Below are 15,282 nucleotides of genomic sequence, written 5' to 3'. Positions count from 1 at the left end.
GATTCTGGCAAAGGCTCAATGACCGCTGCTGACTGAGGCCATGCATGAAAAAGCCCACCGAGAGGTGGGCTGTGCAGCGAGGCGGGGAGTCAGTTCAGGCCGAGGGCGGCAAGCAGTGCATCGGCTGCAGTGCCATTGAGCCGCTGCTGATTGCTGACCATCTGCTTGTCCCGATAGCCGACATAGGTGATGCCGCCCCGTTCGACGAACAGGCGGTAGTTCTGGAAGTTGCTGGTGTTGAGCTGGGTGGGCTCCTGCGTGAAGCGCAGCACCTTGGCATCTGCCTGGGTGGCGATGCTGTAGTTGCTGACCAGGATCGTCTTGCAGGTGGACACTCCGTTGATGAACAGGGTCCGGTTGTTGGGCAGGGTGCTCATATCGCCCTCGCATTCATAAAAGCGTGCGCGCTGCTCACCGCCGTTCTCGAAACCCACCATATAGCGCTTGTAGGCCGCGCTGCCATCGGGCTTGAGATAGTCGCGGCGGCCGACCAGCACGCGTGCGTTGTTGCCATGCACATCGGCAGCCGAGACGTTGGGCGCGAAGTCGCCGGCGTTCCAGGCGATGAACTCCGCTAGCGTCGCGTTGCGCCAGGTGCTGGAGTCAGGGTTGTTCGGGGCATCGGCACGCGGAATGGTGGCGCGGTTGGTGTTGTTGCTCAGGTAGTAGTCGCTGCCGCCCAGGTCGGTGACGGTGCGATAGCTGAGCGTGGAGCCGCTGGGGAAGGTCGTTTCGGCGGGAAGCTGATCGGGCCTGGATCCCCAGTTGGCAAAGCTGCCATCGGCAGAGTCCTGCCAGGGAGCGGAGCGGATCTCGGTGACGATGTCGCGCATCTTCAGGCCGGCGATATTGCGCACGCTTTGCTTGGCTCTGCTGACCAGGCTCTTGCAGTACAGGGATTCGGTCTCGCCGCTGCCGAGGCTGGTGGTCTGCTGTACGAAATCGGTGGGGCAGGCAAACCATTCGCTGCCCGTCCAATAGACCTGCGGCCGGGTCCAGGGCTGCTCCTGGCCGCCGACCATGCGCTCGCGGAACTCCGTGAAATAGCGTTTGCCGTTGGCATCGGGCGTGTTCTGTTCGGCCGTGGCTTCGAAAGCCCGGATGTAGTAGTTGCTGGTGTCGGTAAAGCTGAGCCAGCGCAGCTGCGTGCTTGGCGCGGGGGCACCGACCTCGGGGCTGGTGGTCTGCGCCTGCATGGCAGCGATCAGGCCCACATTGCCGGCCGTGACGCCCGAGGCGCTGGCCACCTGCTGGGCTGCGGTCTCCATGGCGGATTGCTTGTCCTTCATAGAGGTGCTGGTGTCGCTGAGGGCGGGATTGTCCAGCACGGCCGTGGCCAGGGTTTGCAACTGCTGCAGCAGCACGCTGTTGACGGCGGCATTGAGCTGCACCGAAGTCAGCGGCGCGCCGTCGACGCCTGTGGCGCCCGCCGTGTTGGTGAGCTGGGTCTGGGTGGTCACCACGATCAGGCGCGCCATGGTGGCGGCCAGCTTGCCGGCGTTGCTGCCGTCCTGGGTGAAATCCGCCAGCGCCGAAGTGCCCAGGCCGAGCTGGCTCTGGATGGCTGCTGCAGCATCGCTGGTGCTGCTGCCCGTGGCCTGGCTGTGCGCATGGACCAGGGTGCTCAGCGGGCTGACGACGCCAGGCTGATCGGCGGGCGCTCGCAGCATGAAGGCCACGGGAACGGCGCCGGTGTCGGCATCGACGGAGTCTTTGGTGACCAGGGCCAGAATCGGGTACTTGCCCGCATCGGCCTCGGGCACTTCCAGGCTTGCCTGGCCGGAGGCATTGGTGACGGCACTGGGCTCTTCACTGTCACAACTGCCGTTGTCATTTCTGTCCAGGCAGACCTTGACGTTCTGCAAGGCACCGTCGATCACGGTGGTGGAGACCGAAGTGGTGGCGGGTGCCGGAGCGGGCGAGGGCGACGGTGCGGGAGACGCGTTGTCGCTGCCGCCGCCACAGCCGGCAATGGAGGCAATCAGGATCAGGGAGCCCAGGGACACTGAGCGGCGGATGAATGGTGTGGTGGTGGGTGCTTGTGACATGGCAGCCTTTGGTTGAGAGTGGCTGTCTTGTTTGTAAGTACTTGTTGTCGCGAAAACATCACCAAAATGGGTGAAGGGTTTGCAGTGATTTCAAAGTGTGAGTAAATGAAATAAATCCCCGGCGAAGTGCCATCAGGCGCTTGCTGTGGCGAGCCTTGGAAGGGGGCTCTATGGCGGTAGCGCATCTGCCTTTGATGTTGCAGGATCGGGTTCCTGCATTGATAGCGGCCATCTATGAGTCGGCGCTGGAGCCGGCACGCTGGCAGGGCTTTCTGGCATTGTTCGGAGCGGCCCTGCGTTCACCGGCCAGCGTGATCTGGGCCAACGATTTCGCGCAGCGGACGGTGGATCTGGACGGGGGCTTCGGCACTTTCGGCGCCAGCCAGGGCTTTGCCGCCGCCGAACTCGAAAGCTTTGCCGCGCACTACTGCCAGTGCAATGTCTGGCTGCAGGACCAGAGCCTGCACAGACCTGGCACGGTGGTGAATTCCTCCGCCCTGTTTCCCGACCGTAGTCTGCCGGGTACCGAATGGTATGGCGACTGGCTGCAGCCTCAGGATCTGTTCTATTCCTGCGCGGCCGTGGTCGACAACCAGCACGACCGCTCGTTCAACATCACCGTCGTCAGGCCGCATGCGGTGGGCGCCTACAGCGCCGAAGAGCTGGGCCTTGTGCAGCAGCTCATGCCGCATCTGCAGACCGCGTTTGCGATGCACCGACGCCTGTACCGCACCCAGGCATTGCTCAACGCATCGCTGTCCGTGCTGGAGGACCTGCCGGTGGGCGTGGTTCTTCTGGATGAACGTGCGACGGTGATGCATGCCAGCAGCCGGGCCTTGCGCCTGATGGAGCAGAGCCAGCTGATGTATCGCAGGGCCGACGAGAGCCTGCATGCCACCAATGCCGCAGACCAGCGCTGGCTGCAGAAAGCCATGCGGGACTGTGTTGCCACAGGGCTGGGCAGGGGGCAGCACCACGGGCGGGCCAGCCGCTTCACAGGGCTGGCCGGACAGCAGTTGCAGGTCATGGTGTCGCCGCTGCCCGTGCACAGCAGTCCCTATGGCGAACGCAGTGCCGCCATGCTGCTGATCAGCGATCCGGCGCTGAGCATTCCCTCGCTGCAGGAGTTGCTGCGCAATCTTTACCGACTCACTCTGGCGGAGGCTCAACTGGCCCAGGCGCTGATCAATGGCTGGACCCTGCAGGAGTTCGCCGAGAGGCAGGGCCTGTCCATCCATACCGCGCGTTCGCAGTTCAAATCGGCGGCGGTCAAGGTGGGGGTGGGGCGGCAGGCCGATTTCGTGCGCGTGCTGCTCATGGGCCCGGCCATGCTGCGCTGGCGCGAGTGAGCCTCAGTCGCGTGTGACGCGCATGACCTCGGCTTGGGTGGTGATGCCTTCGCGCACCAGGCGTTCGCCGTCCTCCCGCATCAGCTGCATGCCTGCCGCCATGGCGGTCTCGCGGATCTCGGCCTCGCTGGCGCCGCGATGGATCTGGGCGCGAATGGCGTCGTCCACCGCCAGCAGCTCGAAGATGCCGGTCCGGCCCCGGTAGCCGCTGGGTTCGCTCTGATCGACCTTGCGCACCAGGCGCTGTGCCAGCACTCCCAGCAGTGAGGACGACAGCAGAAAGGGCTCGACCCCCATGTCGATCAGGCGGGTGACGGCGCTGGGCGCGTCATTGGTGTGCAGCGTGGCCAGCACCAGGTGGCCGGTGAGCGAGGCCTGGATGGCGATCTGCGCGGTTTCGAAGTCGCGGATTTCGCCGATCATGATCACGTCCGGGTCCTGACGCAGCAGGGCGCGCAAGGCCTTGGCAAAGGTCAGCTCGATCTTGGCATTGACCTGGGTTTGGCCCACGCCGGCAAGCTCATATTCGATGGGGTCTTCCACCGTCATGATGTTGCTATGGCTGGCATCCATGCGCTGCAGCGCGGCATAGAGCGTGGTGGTCTTGCCCGAGCCCGTGGGGCCGGTGACCAGCACGATGCCGTGCGGCTGCGCCGTGAGATGGGTGAAGCGCCTGAGCGTCTCGCCGCCCATGCCCACGGCTTCCAGGCTGAGCTTGCTCTCGCTCTTGTCCAGCAGACGCAGCACGGCGCGCTCGCCATGGGCACTGGGCAGGGTGGAGACGCGCACGTCAATGGCTCGCGTGCCCAGGCGCAGGCTGATGCGCCCGTCCTGGGGCAGACGCTTCTCGGCAATGTCCAGGTCGGCCATGATCTTCAGGCGGCTGATCAGGGCGGCGTGCAGGGCACGGTTGGGCTGTACCACCTCGCGCAGATCGCCGTCCACGCGAAAGCGCACGCTGGAATGGCGCTCGTAGGGCTCGATATGGATGTCCGACGCGCCGTCGCGTGCCGCCTGCGTGAGCAGGGCGTTGAGCATGCGGATGATGGGCGCATCGTCGGCGGTTTCCAGCAAATCCTCCACGGCCGGCAGGTCCTGCATCATGCGTGTCAGATCGGCATCGGACTCGACCTCGCTGACCACCATGGCGGCGCTGGAATCGCTTTGCGCGTAGGCCGCGCTGATGCGGTGGGCCAGTGCGCCGCTGTCCAGCAGCTGCCAACGCTGCACCGCGTGCTTGCGCTGCACTTCGGAGATGGCCGCCCAGTCGGGCTGCGGACCATGCCAGAGCACGGGCTCCTGGCCGTCATCCTCGATCAGCAGCTGGCTGCTGCGGGCAAAGCCATAGGGCAGTGGATAGCGCATGCGTGGCCTTCGCTTACAGGGTGCCTGGAGGCAGGGTGGCGGGCGTCACAGGCGTCACGGTCACGGGCTGGCCGTCCACCGTGGGCTGGCCGGGACGCGTGAAATCCACGATCTCGGGCTTGGCGCCGGGCACGATGACCACATTGGCCGCGCGAGCCGGCGCTGCGCCGCTGGAGGCTGGCAACAAAGGCGCGGCATTGACATTGCGCATCAGCAGATTGGGGTCGGGCTGCACGGTCTGCTGCATGCCGCGAATCGACTCATAGCGGTCCTGCGAGAGCTGGCTGGTGGAGTTGGCGTCACGCAGCACGGTGGGGCGCAGAAACACCATCAGATTGGTCTTCTTGCGCTCGCGGCTGGTGTTGCGGAACAGATTGCCCAGCAGCGGAATGTCGCCCAGCAGCGGCACGCGCTCCTGGCTCTGGCTGTATTCGTCGGCAATCAGGCCGCCCAGCACCACGATGGCGCCGTCCTCGACCAGCACATTCGACTCGATGGAGCGCTTGGTGGTGGTGGCGCCGGACTGTGCATTCGCCGTTCCCTGCTTGACCGCAGAGTTCTCCTGGTAGACGGCCATCTTGATGGTGCCGTTCTCGTTGATCTGCGGACGAATCTTGAGCAGCGTACCCACGTCCTTGCGCTCGTACGTGGTGAACGGATTGACCGAGCCCGAGGTGCCTGCGGTGTTGGTGTAGGAGCCCGTGGGGAAAGGGACGTTCTCGCCCACCATGATGCTGGCTTCCTCGTTGTCCAGCGTCATCAGATTGGGCGTGGACAGAATATTCGTGTCGCCGTCGCCCTGCATCAGATTGACCAGGGCTCCCAGGCTGGTGTTGCCGTTGACGCTCTGGGTGAAGCCCAGGTTCATGCCCTTCATGCTGCCGATGGCCGAGGCCTGGCTGTCGGTGAGGGCCGTGCCGTTGACCAGATTGCCCACGGCACCCGACAGGCCGAAGATGTTGGAGATGCCGCTGATGGAGGTGCCGTTGCCGAGCACGCCCAGCACGCGGCCGTTGTTGCGGATCACCGAACTCCACTGCACGCCCAGCTGTGCGGCCTTGTCGGCGGAGACTTCGACGATCAGCGCTTCAATCAGTACCTGGGCGCGGCGGCCGTCGAGCTTGTCGATGACGGTGCGCAATTGACGGTACAGCGGGCCGGGGGCCGTGATGATCAGCGAGTTGGTCGTGGGGTCGGCCTGGATCATGCCGCCCGTGGATGGTTGCTGGGCGGTGCCGAAGCGGGAGCTCGGGCCGCTGTTGCCGCCGCCCAGGCCCACGGTGGCACTGCCGTCCGTGCCGCGGGAAATCACGGGCTGGGAGCTGGTGGCCGCATTCGTGTTCGAGCCGGCCGCTGCCGTCATGCCCTGCTGGCCACCCAGGGTGGTGCTGGCGCTGGTCTGGGCGTTGATGGCGGCACGCAGCGTGGCGGCCAGGGACACCGCGTCGGCGTTCTTCAGATACACCACATGGATGTTGCCGTCGTCGCCATTGCCCATCATGGCAGGCTGGTCCAGGCGCGCGATCAGCGAGCGGATCTGCGACAGCTTGGCGGGGTTGGCGGCGCGGACCAGCACCGAGTTGCTGCGCGGCTCGGCCAGTATGGAGGTGCGGAAACTGGTATCCGCCTGGCCAGCGGCCGCGCCGGCTCCGGCCTGGACCACGCCGCCGGCGGTGGCCGAGCCACCTTCCATCAGGCGATTGACCAGGGCCACCATGTCGGCGGCCACGGCATGGCGCAGCGAGATGACTTCCACATCGGTTGCGTTGGAGACATCGGTGCTGGCGATGATGCGCGAGATGCGCTGCAGATTGTCCGCGTAGTCGGTGATGATCAGCGAGTTGTTGCCGGGGTTGACGTTGATGGTGTTGTTGGGGCTGATCAGCGGCCGCAGCACGGGCACCAGATTGTTGGCGTTCTCGTAGTTGAGCTTGAAGATCTGCGTGACGATCTGTCCGCCGCCCTGGCTGCCGCGTGCTCCCTGGCCGATGGCGACTTCGCTGGCCTGCAGCTTGGCATCGGCCTCGGGAATCACCTTGAACAGACCTGCCGACTCCGTCACCGTGAAGCCCTGCATGCGCAGCGCCGCCAGATATTGCTGGTAGGCCGTGGCCGGCGAGACGGCCTTGTCGGTCAGCAGCGTGATCTGGCCCTTGACGCGAGGATCCACCACCACATTGCGATTGGTGATGGCGGCCATGGCGCGCGACACGGCTTCGATGTCGGCATTGGTGAAGTTCAGCGTGACCGGCTCGCCTGGTCGCAAACTAGGAGTGGCATTCGCTTGTCCACTCTGGGTTTGAGCATGAATTGGTGCTGAAATGCAGACGGCAAGCGAGGCAACAGCTATCGAATGCAGTGTGTTTTGCCAGGCGGTGCGTGAATGCTGAGTCATGGGTCAACCAAAGGTGATGATGGAGCGCGCACCCTGGCGGCGCCCCAAGATATTGAGCAAATTCGACAGAGCGGCTTCGCGCTCGGGGCTGGCAGAGGCTTCGCCCCTGAAGTGCAGGCGCGAGCCCACCCATTGGCCCTGGCCGCTGAGCTGCAGGTCGCCGCCCAGCGTGGTCAGATTCAGCTGGGCATTGTCTCCGCCCTGTATGTCGAGACGATAGCTGCCCAGGGGTCTGAGCGACGACAGTCTGGACGATACGGCCAATGCTTCCAGCCGCGTCAGGCCCTGGCTGGTGGCCCGGCCGGCGCGATACTGCAGTGTCAGCCCGACGGTGGACAGGCGCAACTGGCCCTGCAGGGCCACGGTGTTCCAGGGCGTGCCAAGGCCGGCCAGCATGTCGGCGGGCAGTTGCAGCACGCTGTCCTTGAAGCGCACCGTCATGGCGTTCCAGCCCGGCTGCAGCTGCGCCAGCATCGGGGTGCTGGTGCAGCAATCGCTTTGCAGGCTGATGCTGGCGCCGCTCAGGCTGGGGCGCAGTGTCCAGTTCAGGCGAGTGGGCAAGCTGCTCTGGTCCTGGCTGTCCTTGCCGCCGGTCAGCACCAGTCGGGCCGAGCCACGCCAGAGCGTGCCGCGCGGCTCCTGCAGCAGTACCTGGCTGGCCGTGACCGATTGCACGCCGGCCGCCAGCCAGGCCGCCGGAGCCTGGACCAGCACCGTCAGCAAAACACCCAGCAAGGCACCGCCCACTGCCCAGCGGCGCGGCGAACGCGGATCGCCCGCCTCGCGCGGTCTGCGCAGGGCTTGGCTGGCGGGGCGTGACCGGGACAGTTTCATGGCCTGGGTTCAGTTCTGCCCGCCCGCGTTGCCGGGCAGGTCGAGCAGCAGAGTGCCGCTCCAGCGGGTGATGGCCGCGTCGTCGGCGGTTTCACCGAGGATGCGGTTGAGCTTCATCTCTGCCACCGAAGCATGGCTGTTGTCGCGTACCTGGGCCAGCCAGCGGGCCAGGGCCGGCGCGGCGGTCTGGGTCAGGCTGACCTGGGCGCGGTTGCCCAGCCACTGCAGCCGGGCGCTGTTGCCCAGCTCGGTCTTGAGCGACTGCTCCAGCTGCGAGCGTGCATCGGCGCTATTGCCTTGCGGCTGCTGACGCAGCAGCTCGGCCTGGGCCTGCATCTGCAGCATATTCTGCAGTTCTAGCTCCGCTGCCGCGTGGCGTGCCGGGGCCGTGCGCAGGCTGTGCAGCGCCGGTGCCAGCGCCACCCACCAGAGCAGGGCCAGCAGCACCACGCTGGCGGCGAGCAGCAACAGATTCTGTTCGCGCTGAGCCAGGGCGCTCCAGCGCTGGCGCAGCGGCGCCAACGCGGTTTTCAGGGCATTTTTCTGCTTCATGGCTGAGCCTTTGCAGTGAGAACCAGCTCCGCCTCTTCGCGTTGCAGCAGATAGCCGTTGGCCTGCAGACTTTGCTGTGCGTCACTCAGCGCTTCGGGGCTCAGGTCCAACCCCGAGATGCGCAGCTGCTTGTCCTGGTATTGCAGGCTCTTGGCGTTCTGAACGCCCTGGATGCCGGCACTGGCGGCCAGCAGTGCTTCGAGATCGCCTGCGGACAGGGCGCCGGAGTTGCTGCGCAGCAGATCCAGTTCGCGTTGCATCTGTACCGGCGCATCGATGACCACGGGCACATGCGGGAAGGCGGTCTGCAGCACCTGCTTGGCCTGCTGCTGGCGCAGTGCGATGGCGCGGTTTTCCTTGAAGGCCCAGGCGTTGAGCCCGACCAGCTGGGCGACGACTGCAATGCCTGCAGCCCAGCGGGCGGCGCGCCATTGCGGGGCTTTGGCAAAGCCGTGCCAGGCATCGAGCAGGCGCCGCTTGGCGCGGGTGCTTCCGCCCAGGTCCAGATCGAACTGGGCCAGGTCGCCGGCATAGCCATGGCTTTGCAGCAGTCGCTGGGCGGCGGTGAAGATGCTGACCGGGCGCTGCAGCGCTTCGGCATTGCGGGCCAGATGGGGCTCGGCCAGCACCGGCAGCTGCTCGGGCAGGCGCGCCAGCAGGGACTGCAGCAGGATGGGGTCCGCGTGCTGAGGAAGGATCACGAGCCCCGCCTGTGCATCCAGTCCGGTGGCACTGAGCTGGGGCTGCAGGCTGTCGCCCGACAGCAACAGCTGCGGATTGCTGCTGGGCCACTGCTCCGGCACCAGGCGGCTGACGGCATGGCCCTGGTGTTCCAGCGCCTGCAGATGGGATTGCAGCCAGCTCTTGTCGCAGGCCGCCACCCAACAGGTCTGGCCTGCGGCGGAGCCGGCGTCCAGTGCCAGATGCATGGTGGACGGCTCGTCGAGCAGCTTTTCCTCCAGCAGACCTTCAAGCACGGCGCGCAGGCGCTGCTGGCGCCGGCCTTGCACGTTCAGGCCCGGGGGCAGGGTGACGCTGAGCCAGGACAGCTGAGCGGCCGGGATGACGGCGGTGACCTGGGTGGTGCGGCCCGTGGCCGGCAGCAGAGACGCCGCAGCCTGGCCGCTGCGCTGAACGCTTTGACCATCATCGCTGAGGACGTAGAGATATTCCGTGGCGAAGTTGGCGGGCTTCGCCGACAGCTGTATTAGCAATGTGCTCATGAGGGAAGATGCAACATTCTATGGGGTCAGTGTGACATCGGGGTGTCAGTGTCTGGCAACTGAGGGCATCCCCCAGTCGGCATGCTCCTGCCACAAGGTGTTGACGCTCATGTCCTTGCGCTGAATCAGTGAGCGCTGGCTCAGGACGTTGTCCCCGAGGCGCAGGCGGCCACGGGCTTCGAAATAGCTGGTAGTCACGGAGTGCGTGGCACTGTTGAAGATGCCGGTCAGTCCTATGGCAGCAGCCGCAGCACTCAGGGACTTGAAAGGTGAGGCGTCGCGCAGCTGCACCAACTGGTTGGCGCGAGCCCAGTCCAGATCCTCGGTGCTGGCCCAGATGACCTCGGCGCTGGCTGTGTTGATGTTGACCAGGGTGCGTTCGGGCAGCAGCGACACATAGGGCTCAATGCGCGCGATGATGCGCGGATCGACGCCCAGCCAGCCCAGCTGCCCGACCGTGCGCGGCATCAGCGGCGCAGCCTGGCTCTTGCCGCGCATGGCTTGCTGCAGGGCCGTGGCGATCTGCATGGCGGAGCTGCTGGGCAGGCCCAGGCGCTCGAACAGGCGCAGAAAAGGCTTGAGGTTTTCCTCCTTCACGCTCGAATCGGCCCCGCTGAGCAGATTGCGCAGATTCAGGCGCGACTGCAGATCCACGATCTCGCCCGAAAGAAAGGCGTCCTGCATGTCGGCAAGACCGTCGTCCACCTGGCTGACATTGTTCTTTGCGGCCAGGAATGTGGACAGGCGCGCCTCCTGTAGCGGCACGGCCCAGGGCTCGCCCAGATGATCGACCGGGTTGCTGCGGTTGGCGCGTGAGTCCTCCTGCAGCACCACGCGCGACCAGTCCAGTGCGCCCAGCAGCAACCAGTTGGCCTGCACGCGATTGCGTTCGGCGGTCTCGATTTCCACATCGCGCCATTGCTGCCAGAGCGCGGCCGAGGCCAGGGTGGCGACCAGCACCACCGTCAGCATGGCCGCCAGCAGCGCTGCACCGCGCTGGCGTGTGCGCCTGAAACCGGTGCGCCCCAAGCCGGAAACCCCGGGCAAGGGCCGCCCCGCAGCGTTGGGGTTGTCCCCCTGGGGGGAAGGCGCGAAGCGACGCAGGGGGGATTTCATGATCTTGAGTTGGAGCGCAGCGGGTTGACCCAGTCCACCGTCGTCACGCCGTTGAGCGCGCGGCCGGGCGGCAGGGTCAGCTCGATGCGTATGCCGTCGGGCACCGTGGGCAGCACGGGATTGCCGTCGCTGCCGACGCTGCTGCCGTCATCGCCGCCCTGATCGCTGGACTGCGGGTTGGTCCAGGCGTTGCTGCGGTAGTAGTAGACACGCCAGAGATCGAGCGGTATCAGCACGGTTTCGCGGCGCATCTGGTCGCTGGAGGGGTTGCGGCCCCATTGACCTGCCTGGTTCCAGGCATCGTTCCATTCGCTGACCGTGCGCGCGGGCAGCGATTGCCAGCGCACCCATTGGGAGCGGCCGTCCACATTGCGCCGGCTCCAGGCCACGACGAGCGCCCCGTTGTCGACGGCGGCGCTGGTCTTGCGCGTCAGGCGCAGCACCTGACCATCCCAGTCCAGCACTTGGCGTCCCTGCAGCGGCATCAGCGCGTTGAGATCGGCATTCCACTGGGCCAGCACGGTCTGCATGACGGCGTGCTGCTCGCCCTGCTCACGCGTCACCTCCTGCGCGCGCAGCATGCCGTCGATGCCGCGCCAGCTCATGATGGACAACAGGGCCATGGCGGCCAGGGCGACCAGCAGCTCGATCAGCGTGAAACCATGATTTCTGTTGCGCATGCTGCTCATGATTCAGTAGCGACCGACGATGGTGGAGACGCGCAGCACCGCAGCCGCTTCGGAAAACACCTGGGCATCCACGCGCCTGAAGCTGGGATTGGGCGTGGGGCGCACGCTGAGCTGTACCTGCATCTGTCGGCCGGCCTGCTGGCAGTTGATGGTGGAGTCGCCGACTGCCGGCATCTGGTTGAACAGCCGCAGTCGCACCAGCTCGTTCTGCGCGCAGAGCTGGGCCAGGATGACGTCGGACTGGCGCTGGGCGTTGCGCGTCAGGGCGCTGCTGGCCTGAAGGCCGGCCAGCAGGGTGACGCCGACAATGCCGACCGCGACCAGCACCTCGATCAGCGTGAAGCCGCGTTGCTGCAGGGCGTGTTTCATGGCGCCACCTGCAGGCTTTGAATGCTGAACGGGCGCAGCCCGTCGGTGGCCAGTTGCAGCGGCGCCGAGTTGCTGCCGGGCAGCGACAGCGTGATGCTCTGCCTTGGAATCAGCGGCTCCGGCCCCAGCACCACGGGCGTGGCGGGTTGCACCAGCACGGCGGTCTGCAGCCATTGCGTGGGCATCTTGACGTTGGCCGGCAGGCCTTCGAAGCGAAAGCCTTGCGGCAGCGGGCGCCAGACCACCAGCGTGCCGTTGGTGCGGGCCTGGGCGCGTGCCGACTCCAGCAGTGTGGCCAGGCGCTGGGCTTCTCGCTCGAGCTGCTGCTCTCCGCTGTCGCGTATGGCCAGGCTCACCCCCGCTGTTGCCAGCGCCATGATGGAAATCACCACCAGCAACTCCAAGAGTGTGAATCCCCCCTGAAGCGCTGCGCGCCTTCCCCCCCGGGGGACGACAGCCTGTGCTGCGGGGCGGCCCTTGCTGGCTGTCCCTGTGGCTGAGCGCGCCGGCTTTACAGGCATTTGATGCATGCGGGGTTGCCGCCGGGCCGCCCCAAGGCAAACCCCGGCACCAGCCGGTCAGGGCCCCCTCTGGGGGCAGCGACCACACGCTGTGAGGGAGCGTGGGGGCTCATTGCTATTGCCAGGAGCCGATATCCGCATCCTTGCCTTCGCCGCCGGCCTTGCCGTCAGCGCCCAGGGACATGATGTCGATGGGGCCCTTCACGCCGGGGTTCAGGTATTGATAGGGATTGCCCCAGGGATCGTTGGGCAGCTTTTCCAGATAGGGCTTCCAGTTCTGCGGAGCCGGGCCTGTGGTGGGCTTGACCACCAGCGCCTGCAGACCCTGTTCGGCCGTGGGGTAGCGCTGGTTGTCCAGACGGTAGAGCTTGAGCGCCTGGTTGATATTGGCGATATCGGTCTTGGCGGCGGTCACGCGGGCATCGTCGGCACGGTCCAGCACATTGGGCACGATGAGGGCAGCCAGCACGCCAATGATGACCAGCACCACCATCAATTCGATCAGGGTAAAGCCGCGCGATGCGGCGTGGCGAATAGCAGACAGCGGATGGCGGCAGTTGGTGCTCATTGGGAACTGTAGGAAAAATGCAGTATTGCACCATCATAATCGTCGAATGCGAACGCAATCTTTCAATCCTGGTCAAGGCATCCCCATGCAGGTCAAGCTCACCACCCTGCTGCTGTGGGCGATTGCCGCTGCGGTGGTGGTGTTCTGGACACTCCGGTTCGTCGGCAGCGCCAGTGAGCAGTTACCCTCGGTCCTGCCTGCGCAGCCGGTGCAGGCCAATGCCCAGGCCATGGCCAAGGCTTTGGGGGCGGTCGCCGCGCCTGTCGCCGCCGTGGCTGCACCAGTGGCCAGCCGCTATGCGCTGCTCGGGGTTCTGGCCGGGCATGAAACCGGTGGCGGTGCCGCCGTGATTGCCGTGGAAGGCAAGGGCAGCAAGGCCGTGCGTGTGGGTGAAGCCGTGGAAGAGGGCGTGATTCTGCAATCTCTGGCGGCGCGCGAAGCGCGACTGGGCCCTGCCAACGGGCCGACCAGCACGGTGCTGCAATTGCCCAGGCCGCCCATGGCGTCATTCAACTGAGTTCGAGCCGCAGCCACTGCCCATAGGCGGGCGCCGGCAAGGTCCATTCATGGCTTTGCGGCAGCTGGCGGCCATGCTGCAGCAGCCATTGCGCGCAGCGCGCCACGCCGGCGTGGCAGATCCACACCATATGTGCGCTGTCGCCGGCGGCTGCGTCTTGCAGCGCTTCGTGAACGCGCTGCAGCATGTCTGCCAGGGATTCGCCGTCGCCGGGCGCGTGCAGCGCCAGATCCTGCGCCCAGGCGCTGATGGCGGCTTCGCCGATGTCATTCCAGCGCATGCCTTCCCAATGGCCGAAATCCATCTCCAGCAATCTGCCGTCGGGGGTGGAGACGAAATCAGGCTCCAGTGCCTGCAGATCCAACGCCAGCTGCCTGCATCTCTTTAGCGGCGAATGGCGGATCTGCAACTGGCCATGCAGGGGCAGCAGAGATGGCAGCAAGTCCTGTGCGGCCTGCCTGGTGGCTTGTGCATCGGCGGCGATATCGAGGCGGCCGTAACAGCGCTCGATGTCGATCAAGGGGCGCGCGTGGCGCACCAGCCATAGTGTTTTCATACCTCAGAACTTGTTTGCGATCTCTACGCAGCCGCGTTGGGGCGCAATCGGGATGAGTTCGAAGCGATGGCTCGCCGCTTGCACCGGGGTGCAAGCAAGAGTCAGCGCACAGAAATCGCCCGATTTCGCTCCAACCCTTCGGGACAGTGTCTTTGCGGGCGGTCTGCGGCGTTGCGAATCCTCGCAATAGCACGGCTATTGCTGCGGTATCGCGCCTGGCATCCTATCCCGCAAAGCCTCTGTCGCGGCGCGAGGAGATCGTAAACACGTTCTAAAGCAACTGGCGCAGATAGATGCAGCTGGCGAGCAGCAGCGCCAGTTCATTGAGCTGCTGGCAAGCGCCCAGGCAATCGCCCGTCATGCCGCCCAGACGCTTGCGCAGCCAGCGCTGCAGCAGCCAGGTGGTGATCAGCATGGCCGCCAGCAGGCTGGGAACAAAGCTCCAGACGCCGAGCCAGCCCAGCAGGCCCAGTGCCGGCAGGCACCAGAGGCCGCCGGTCAGCAGCCCTTGCCAGCCCAGTTGTCTGCCCGCGATATGCAGGGTCTTGCTGCTCGCGGCCAGGCCGACATGGGGCAGGCTGTGCATCAGCACCAGCGGCGCAAAGCGTGACAGCACATGGATGCAGCACACGAGTATGAGCACCGGCACCGGCCCCCAGAACGGCTGCATGACGGACAGCAGCAGGGCGATCAGCACGACCTTGGTCAGCAAGGCCATGAGCAGGGCCATCACGCCATAGGCACCGATGCGCGAGTCCTTCATGATCTCCAGCGCGCGCTCGGCTGGCACCAGGCCGCCCAGCCCGTCTGCAACATCGGCCAGGCCGTCCTCATGGAAACCGCCGGTCAGCCAGAGCGTGCCGGCGGTGCTGATGAGCGCCGCCGCCAGCGGCGACCAGGGACTTGCCGGCAGCAGCCATAGCAGGGCTCCCTGCAGCAGCGCAGCCCACAGGCCCACCAGCCAGCCCACGCCGGGCAGATGTGCGGCGCTGGCACGCTGCATCTCGGGGCTCCAGCCCACCCAGGCCGCCAGACGTCCGGCCACCGGGATGCGGCTGAAGAACTGGACGGCCAGCAGATAGTGGCGCAGGGCTTGCATGGGGGTGTGAATAAAAAAGGAGCTGATTGCGCTTGATATTCATCGATTTCAGGGTCTTTTCTATCTGAAATCCATGCAGGG

15 protein-coding genes are annotated in these 15,282 nt (G+C 65.8%); 2 read left to right on the top strand and 13 right to left on the bottom strand.

The features are described 5' to 3' along the window. Positions 1–89: 89 nt before the first annotated feature. Entirely contained in the window at positions 90–2,048 is a 1,959-nt protein-coding gene (locus tag DJFAAGMI_RS15640; protein WP_211457809.1) for a hypothetical protein, read from the bottom strand. A 170-nt stretch (positions 2,049–2,218) separates the two neighbouring features. On the opposite strand from DJFAAGMI_RS15640, the gene DJFAAGMI_RS15635 reads away from it, so the two are divergent. Then, positions 2,219–3,397 carry a helix-turn-helix transcriptional regulator gene (locus DJFAAGMI_RS15635; RefSeq protein ID WP_211457808.1) on the top strand — a complete coding sequence of 393 codons (1,179 nt, stop codon included), beginning with the start codon at positions 2,219–2,221 and terminating at the stop codon, positions 3,395–3,397. Positions 3,398–3,400: 3 nt separating this feature from the next. Here the strand turns inward: DJFAAGMI_RS15635 and DJFAAGMI_RS15630 are convergent, their stop codons facing one another. The 10 genes from DJFAAGMI_RS15630 to gspG form a co-directional block, all read right to left on the bottom strand. Further along, positions 3,401–4,762: a GspE/PulE family protein gene (locus DJFAAGMI_RS15630; protein WP_211457807.1), complete on the bottom strand. Its 1,362-nt coding sequence runs from the start codon at positions 4,760–4,762 to the stop codon at positions 3,401–3,403. 13 nt (positions 4,763–4,775) lie between these two features. Next, positions 4,776–7,157 (bottom strand): type II secretion system secretin GspD, encoded by a 2,382-nt coding sequence (gene gspD, locus DJFAAGMI_RS15625; protein ID WP_211457806.1) that lies wholly within the window; start codon positions 7,155–7,157, stop codon positions 4,776–4,778. Positions 7,158–7,160: 3 nt separating this feature from the next. Next, positions 7,161–7,991: a type II secretion system protein N gene (gene gspN / locus DJFAAGMI_RS15620; protein WP_211457805.1), complete on the bottom strand. Its 831-nt coding sequence runs from the start codon at positions 7,989–7,991 to the stop codon at positions 7,161–7,163. A 9-nt stretch (positions 7,992–8,000) separates the two neighbouring features. Next, positions 8,001–8,543 (bottom strand): type II secretion system protein GspM, encoded by a 543-nt coding sequence (gene gspM, locus DJFAAGMI_RS15615; RefSeq protein WP_211457804.1) that lies wholly within the window; start codon positions 8,541–8,543, stop codon positions 8,001–8,003. Further along, positions 8,540–9,766, bottom strand: coding sequence for a type II secretion system protein GspL (gspL, locus tag DJFAAGMI_RS15610; protein WP_211457803.1), 1,227 nt, complete (start codon positions 9,764–9,766; stop codon positions 8,540–8,542). The genes gspM and gspL overlap by 4 nt, the downstream gene beginning before the upstream one ends. A 45-nt stretch (positions 9,767–9,811) precedes the next feature. After that, positions 9,812–10,882 carry a type II secretion system minor pseudopilin GspK gene (gspK, locus tag DJFAAGMI_RS15605; RefSeq protein WP_249334358.1) on the bottom strand — a complete coding sequence of 357 codons (1,071 nt, stop codon included), beginning with the start codon at positions 10,880–10,882 and terminating at the stop codon, positions 9,812–9,814. Further along, a complete protein-coding gene (locus DJFAAGMI_RS15600) occupies positions 10,879–11,571 on the bottom strand; it encodes a PulJ/GspJ family protein (RefSeq protein ID WP_211457802.1) in 693 nt (230 codons plus the stop codon). The genes gspK and DJFAAGMI_RS15600 overlap by 4 nt, the downstream gene beginning before the upstream one ends. Positions 11,572–11,574: 3 nt before the next feature. Continuing rightward, positions 11,575–11,940, bottom strand: a complete 366-nt coding sequence (gene gspI / locus DJFAAGMI_RS15595; protein ID WP_211457801.1) for a type II secretion system minor pseudopilin GspI — start codon at positions 11,938–11,940, stop codon at positions 11,575–11,577. Next, positions 11,937–12,344 (bottom strand): type II secretion system protein GspH, encoded by a 408-nt coding sequence (locus tag DJFAAGMI_RS15590; protein WP_211457800.1) that lies wholly within the window; start codon positions 12,342–12,344, stop codon positions 11,937–11,939. Before DJFAAGMI_RS15590 ends, gspI begins: the two co-directional genes overlap by 4 nt. A gap of 232 nt (positions 12,345–12,576) precedes the next feature. Beyond that, a complete protein-coding gene (gene gspG / locus DJFAAGMI_RS15585) occupies positions 12,577–13,029 on the bottom strand; it encodes a type II secretion system major pseudopilin GspG (RefSeq protein ID WP_043003586.1) in 453 nt (150 codons plus the stop codon). Positions 13,030–13,075: 46 nt separating this feature from the next. On the opposite strand from gspG, the gene DJFAAGMI_RS15580 reads away from it, so the two are divergent. Continuing rightward, entirely contained in the window at positions 13,076–13,546 is a 471-nt protein-coding gene (locus DJFAAGMI_RS15580) for a general secretion pathway protein C (RefSeq protein ID WP_211457799.1), read from the top strand. Here the strand turns inward: DJFAAGMI_RS15580 and DJFAAGMI_RS15575 are convergent. Next, positions 13,539–14,102 (bottom strand): histidine phosphatase family protein, encoded by a 564-nt coding sequence (locus tag DJFAAGMI_RS15575; protein WP_211457798.1) that lies wholly within the window; start codon positions 14,100–14,102, stop codon positions 13,539–13,541. The two genes, DJFAAGMI_RS15580 and DJFAAGMI_RS15575, sit on opposite strands and share 8 nt — an antisense overlap. Positions 14,103–14,373: 271 nt before the next feature. Beyond that, positions 14,374–15,201, bottom strand: a complete 828-nt coding sequence (locus DJFAAGMI_RS15570) for an adenosylcobinamide-GDP ribazoletransferase (protein WP_211457797.1) — start codon at positions 15,199–15,201, stop codon at positions 14,374–14,376. Positions 15,202–15,282: the final 81 nt, after the last annotated feature.

Origin of the sequence: Comamonas brasiliensis (assembly GCF_018292285.1) — a bacterium.
Lineage (GTDB): Bacteria > Pseudomonadota > Gammaproteobacteria > Burkholderiales > Burkholderiaceae_C > Comamonas > Comamonas brasiliensis.
This window is presented reverse-complemented; position numbering and strand designations above follow the sequence as displayed.

Coding starts and splice junctions, on each gene's coding strand:
- DJFAAGMI_RS15640 (WP_211457809.1), bottom strand. CDS start 2,048: ATGTCACAAGCACCCACCACCACACCATTCATCCGCCGCTCAGTGTCC.
- DJFAAGMI_RS15635 (WP_211457808.1), top strand. CDS start 2,219: ATGGCGGTAGCGCATCTGCCTTTGATGTTGCAGGATCGGGTTCCTGCA.
- DJFAAGMI_RS15630 (WP_211457807.1), bottom strand. CDS start 4,762: ATGCGCTATCCACTGCCCTATGGCTTTGCCCGCAGCAGCCAGCTGCTG.
- gspD (WP_211457806.1), bottom strand. CDS start 7,157: ATGACTCAGCATTCACGCACCGCCTGGCAAAACACACTGCATTCGATA.
- gspN (WP_211457805.1), bottom strand. CDS start 7,991: ATGAAACTGTCCCGGTCACGCCCCGCCAGCCAAGCCCTGCGCAGACCG.
- gspM (WP_211457804.1), bottom strand. CDS start 8,543: ATGAAGCAGAAAAATGCCCTGAAAACCGCGTTGGCGCCGCTGCGCCAG.
- gspL (WP_211457803.1), bottom strand. CDS start 9,766: ATGAGCACATTGCTAATACAGCTGTCGGCGAAGCCCGCCAACTTCGCC.
- gspK (WP_249334358.1), bottom strand. CDS start 10,882: ATGAAATCCCCCCTGCGTCGCTTCGCGCCTTCCCCCCAGGGGGACAAC.
- DJFAAGMI_RS15600 (WP_211457802.1), bottom strand. CDS start 11,571: ATGAGCAGCATGCGCAACAGAAATCATGGTTTCACGCTGATCGAGCTG.
- gspI (WP_211457801.1), bottom strand. CDS start 11,940: ATGAAACACGCCCTGCAGCAACGCGGCTTCACGCTGATCGAGGTGCTG.
- gspG (WP_043003586.1), bottom strand. CDS start 13,029: ATGAGCACCAACTGCCGCCATCCGCTGTCTGCTATTCGCCACGCCGCA.
- DJFAAGMI_RS15580 (WP_211457799.1), top strand. CDS start 13,076: ATGCGAACGCAATCTTTCAATCCTGGTCAAGGCATCCCCATGCAGGTC.
- DJFAAGMI_RS15575 (WP_211457798.1), bottom strand. CDS start 14,102: ATGAAAACACTATGGCTGGTGCGCCACGCGCGCCCCTTGATCGACATC.
- DJFAAGMI_RS15570 (WP_211457797.1), bottom strand. CDS start 15,201: ATGCAAGCCCTGCGCCACTATCTGCTGGCCGTCCAGTTCTTCAGCCGC.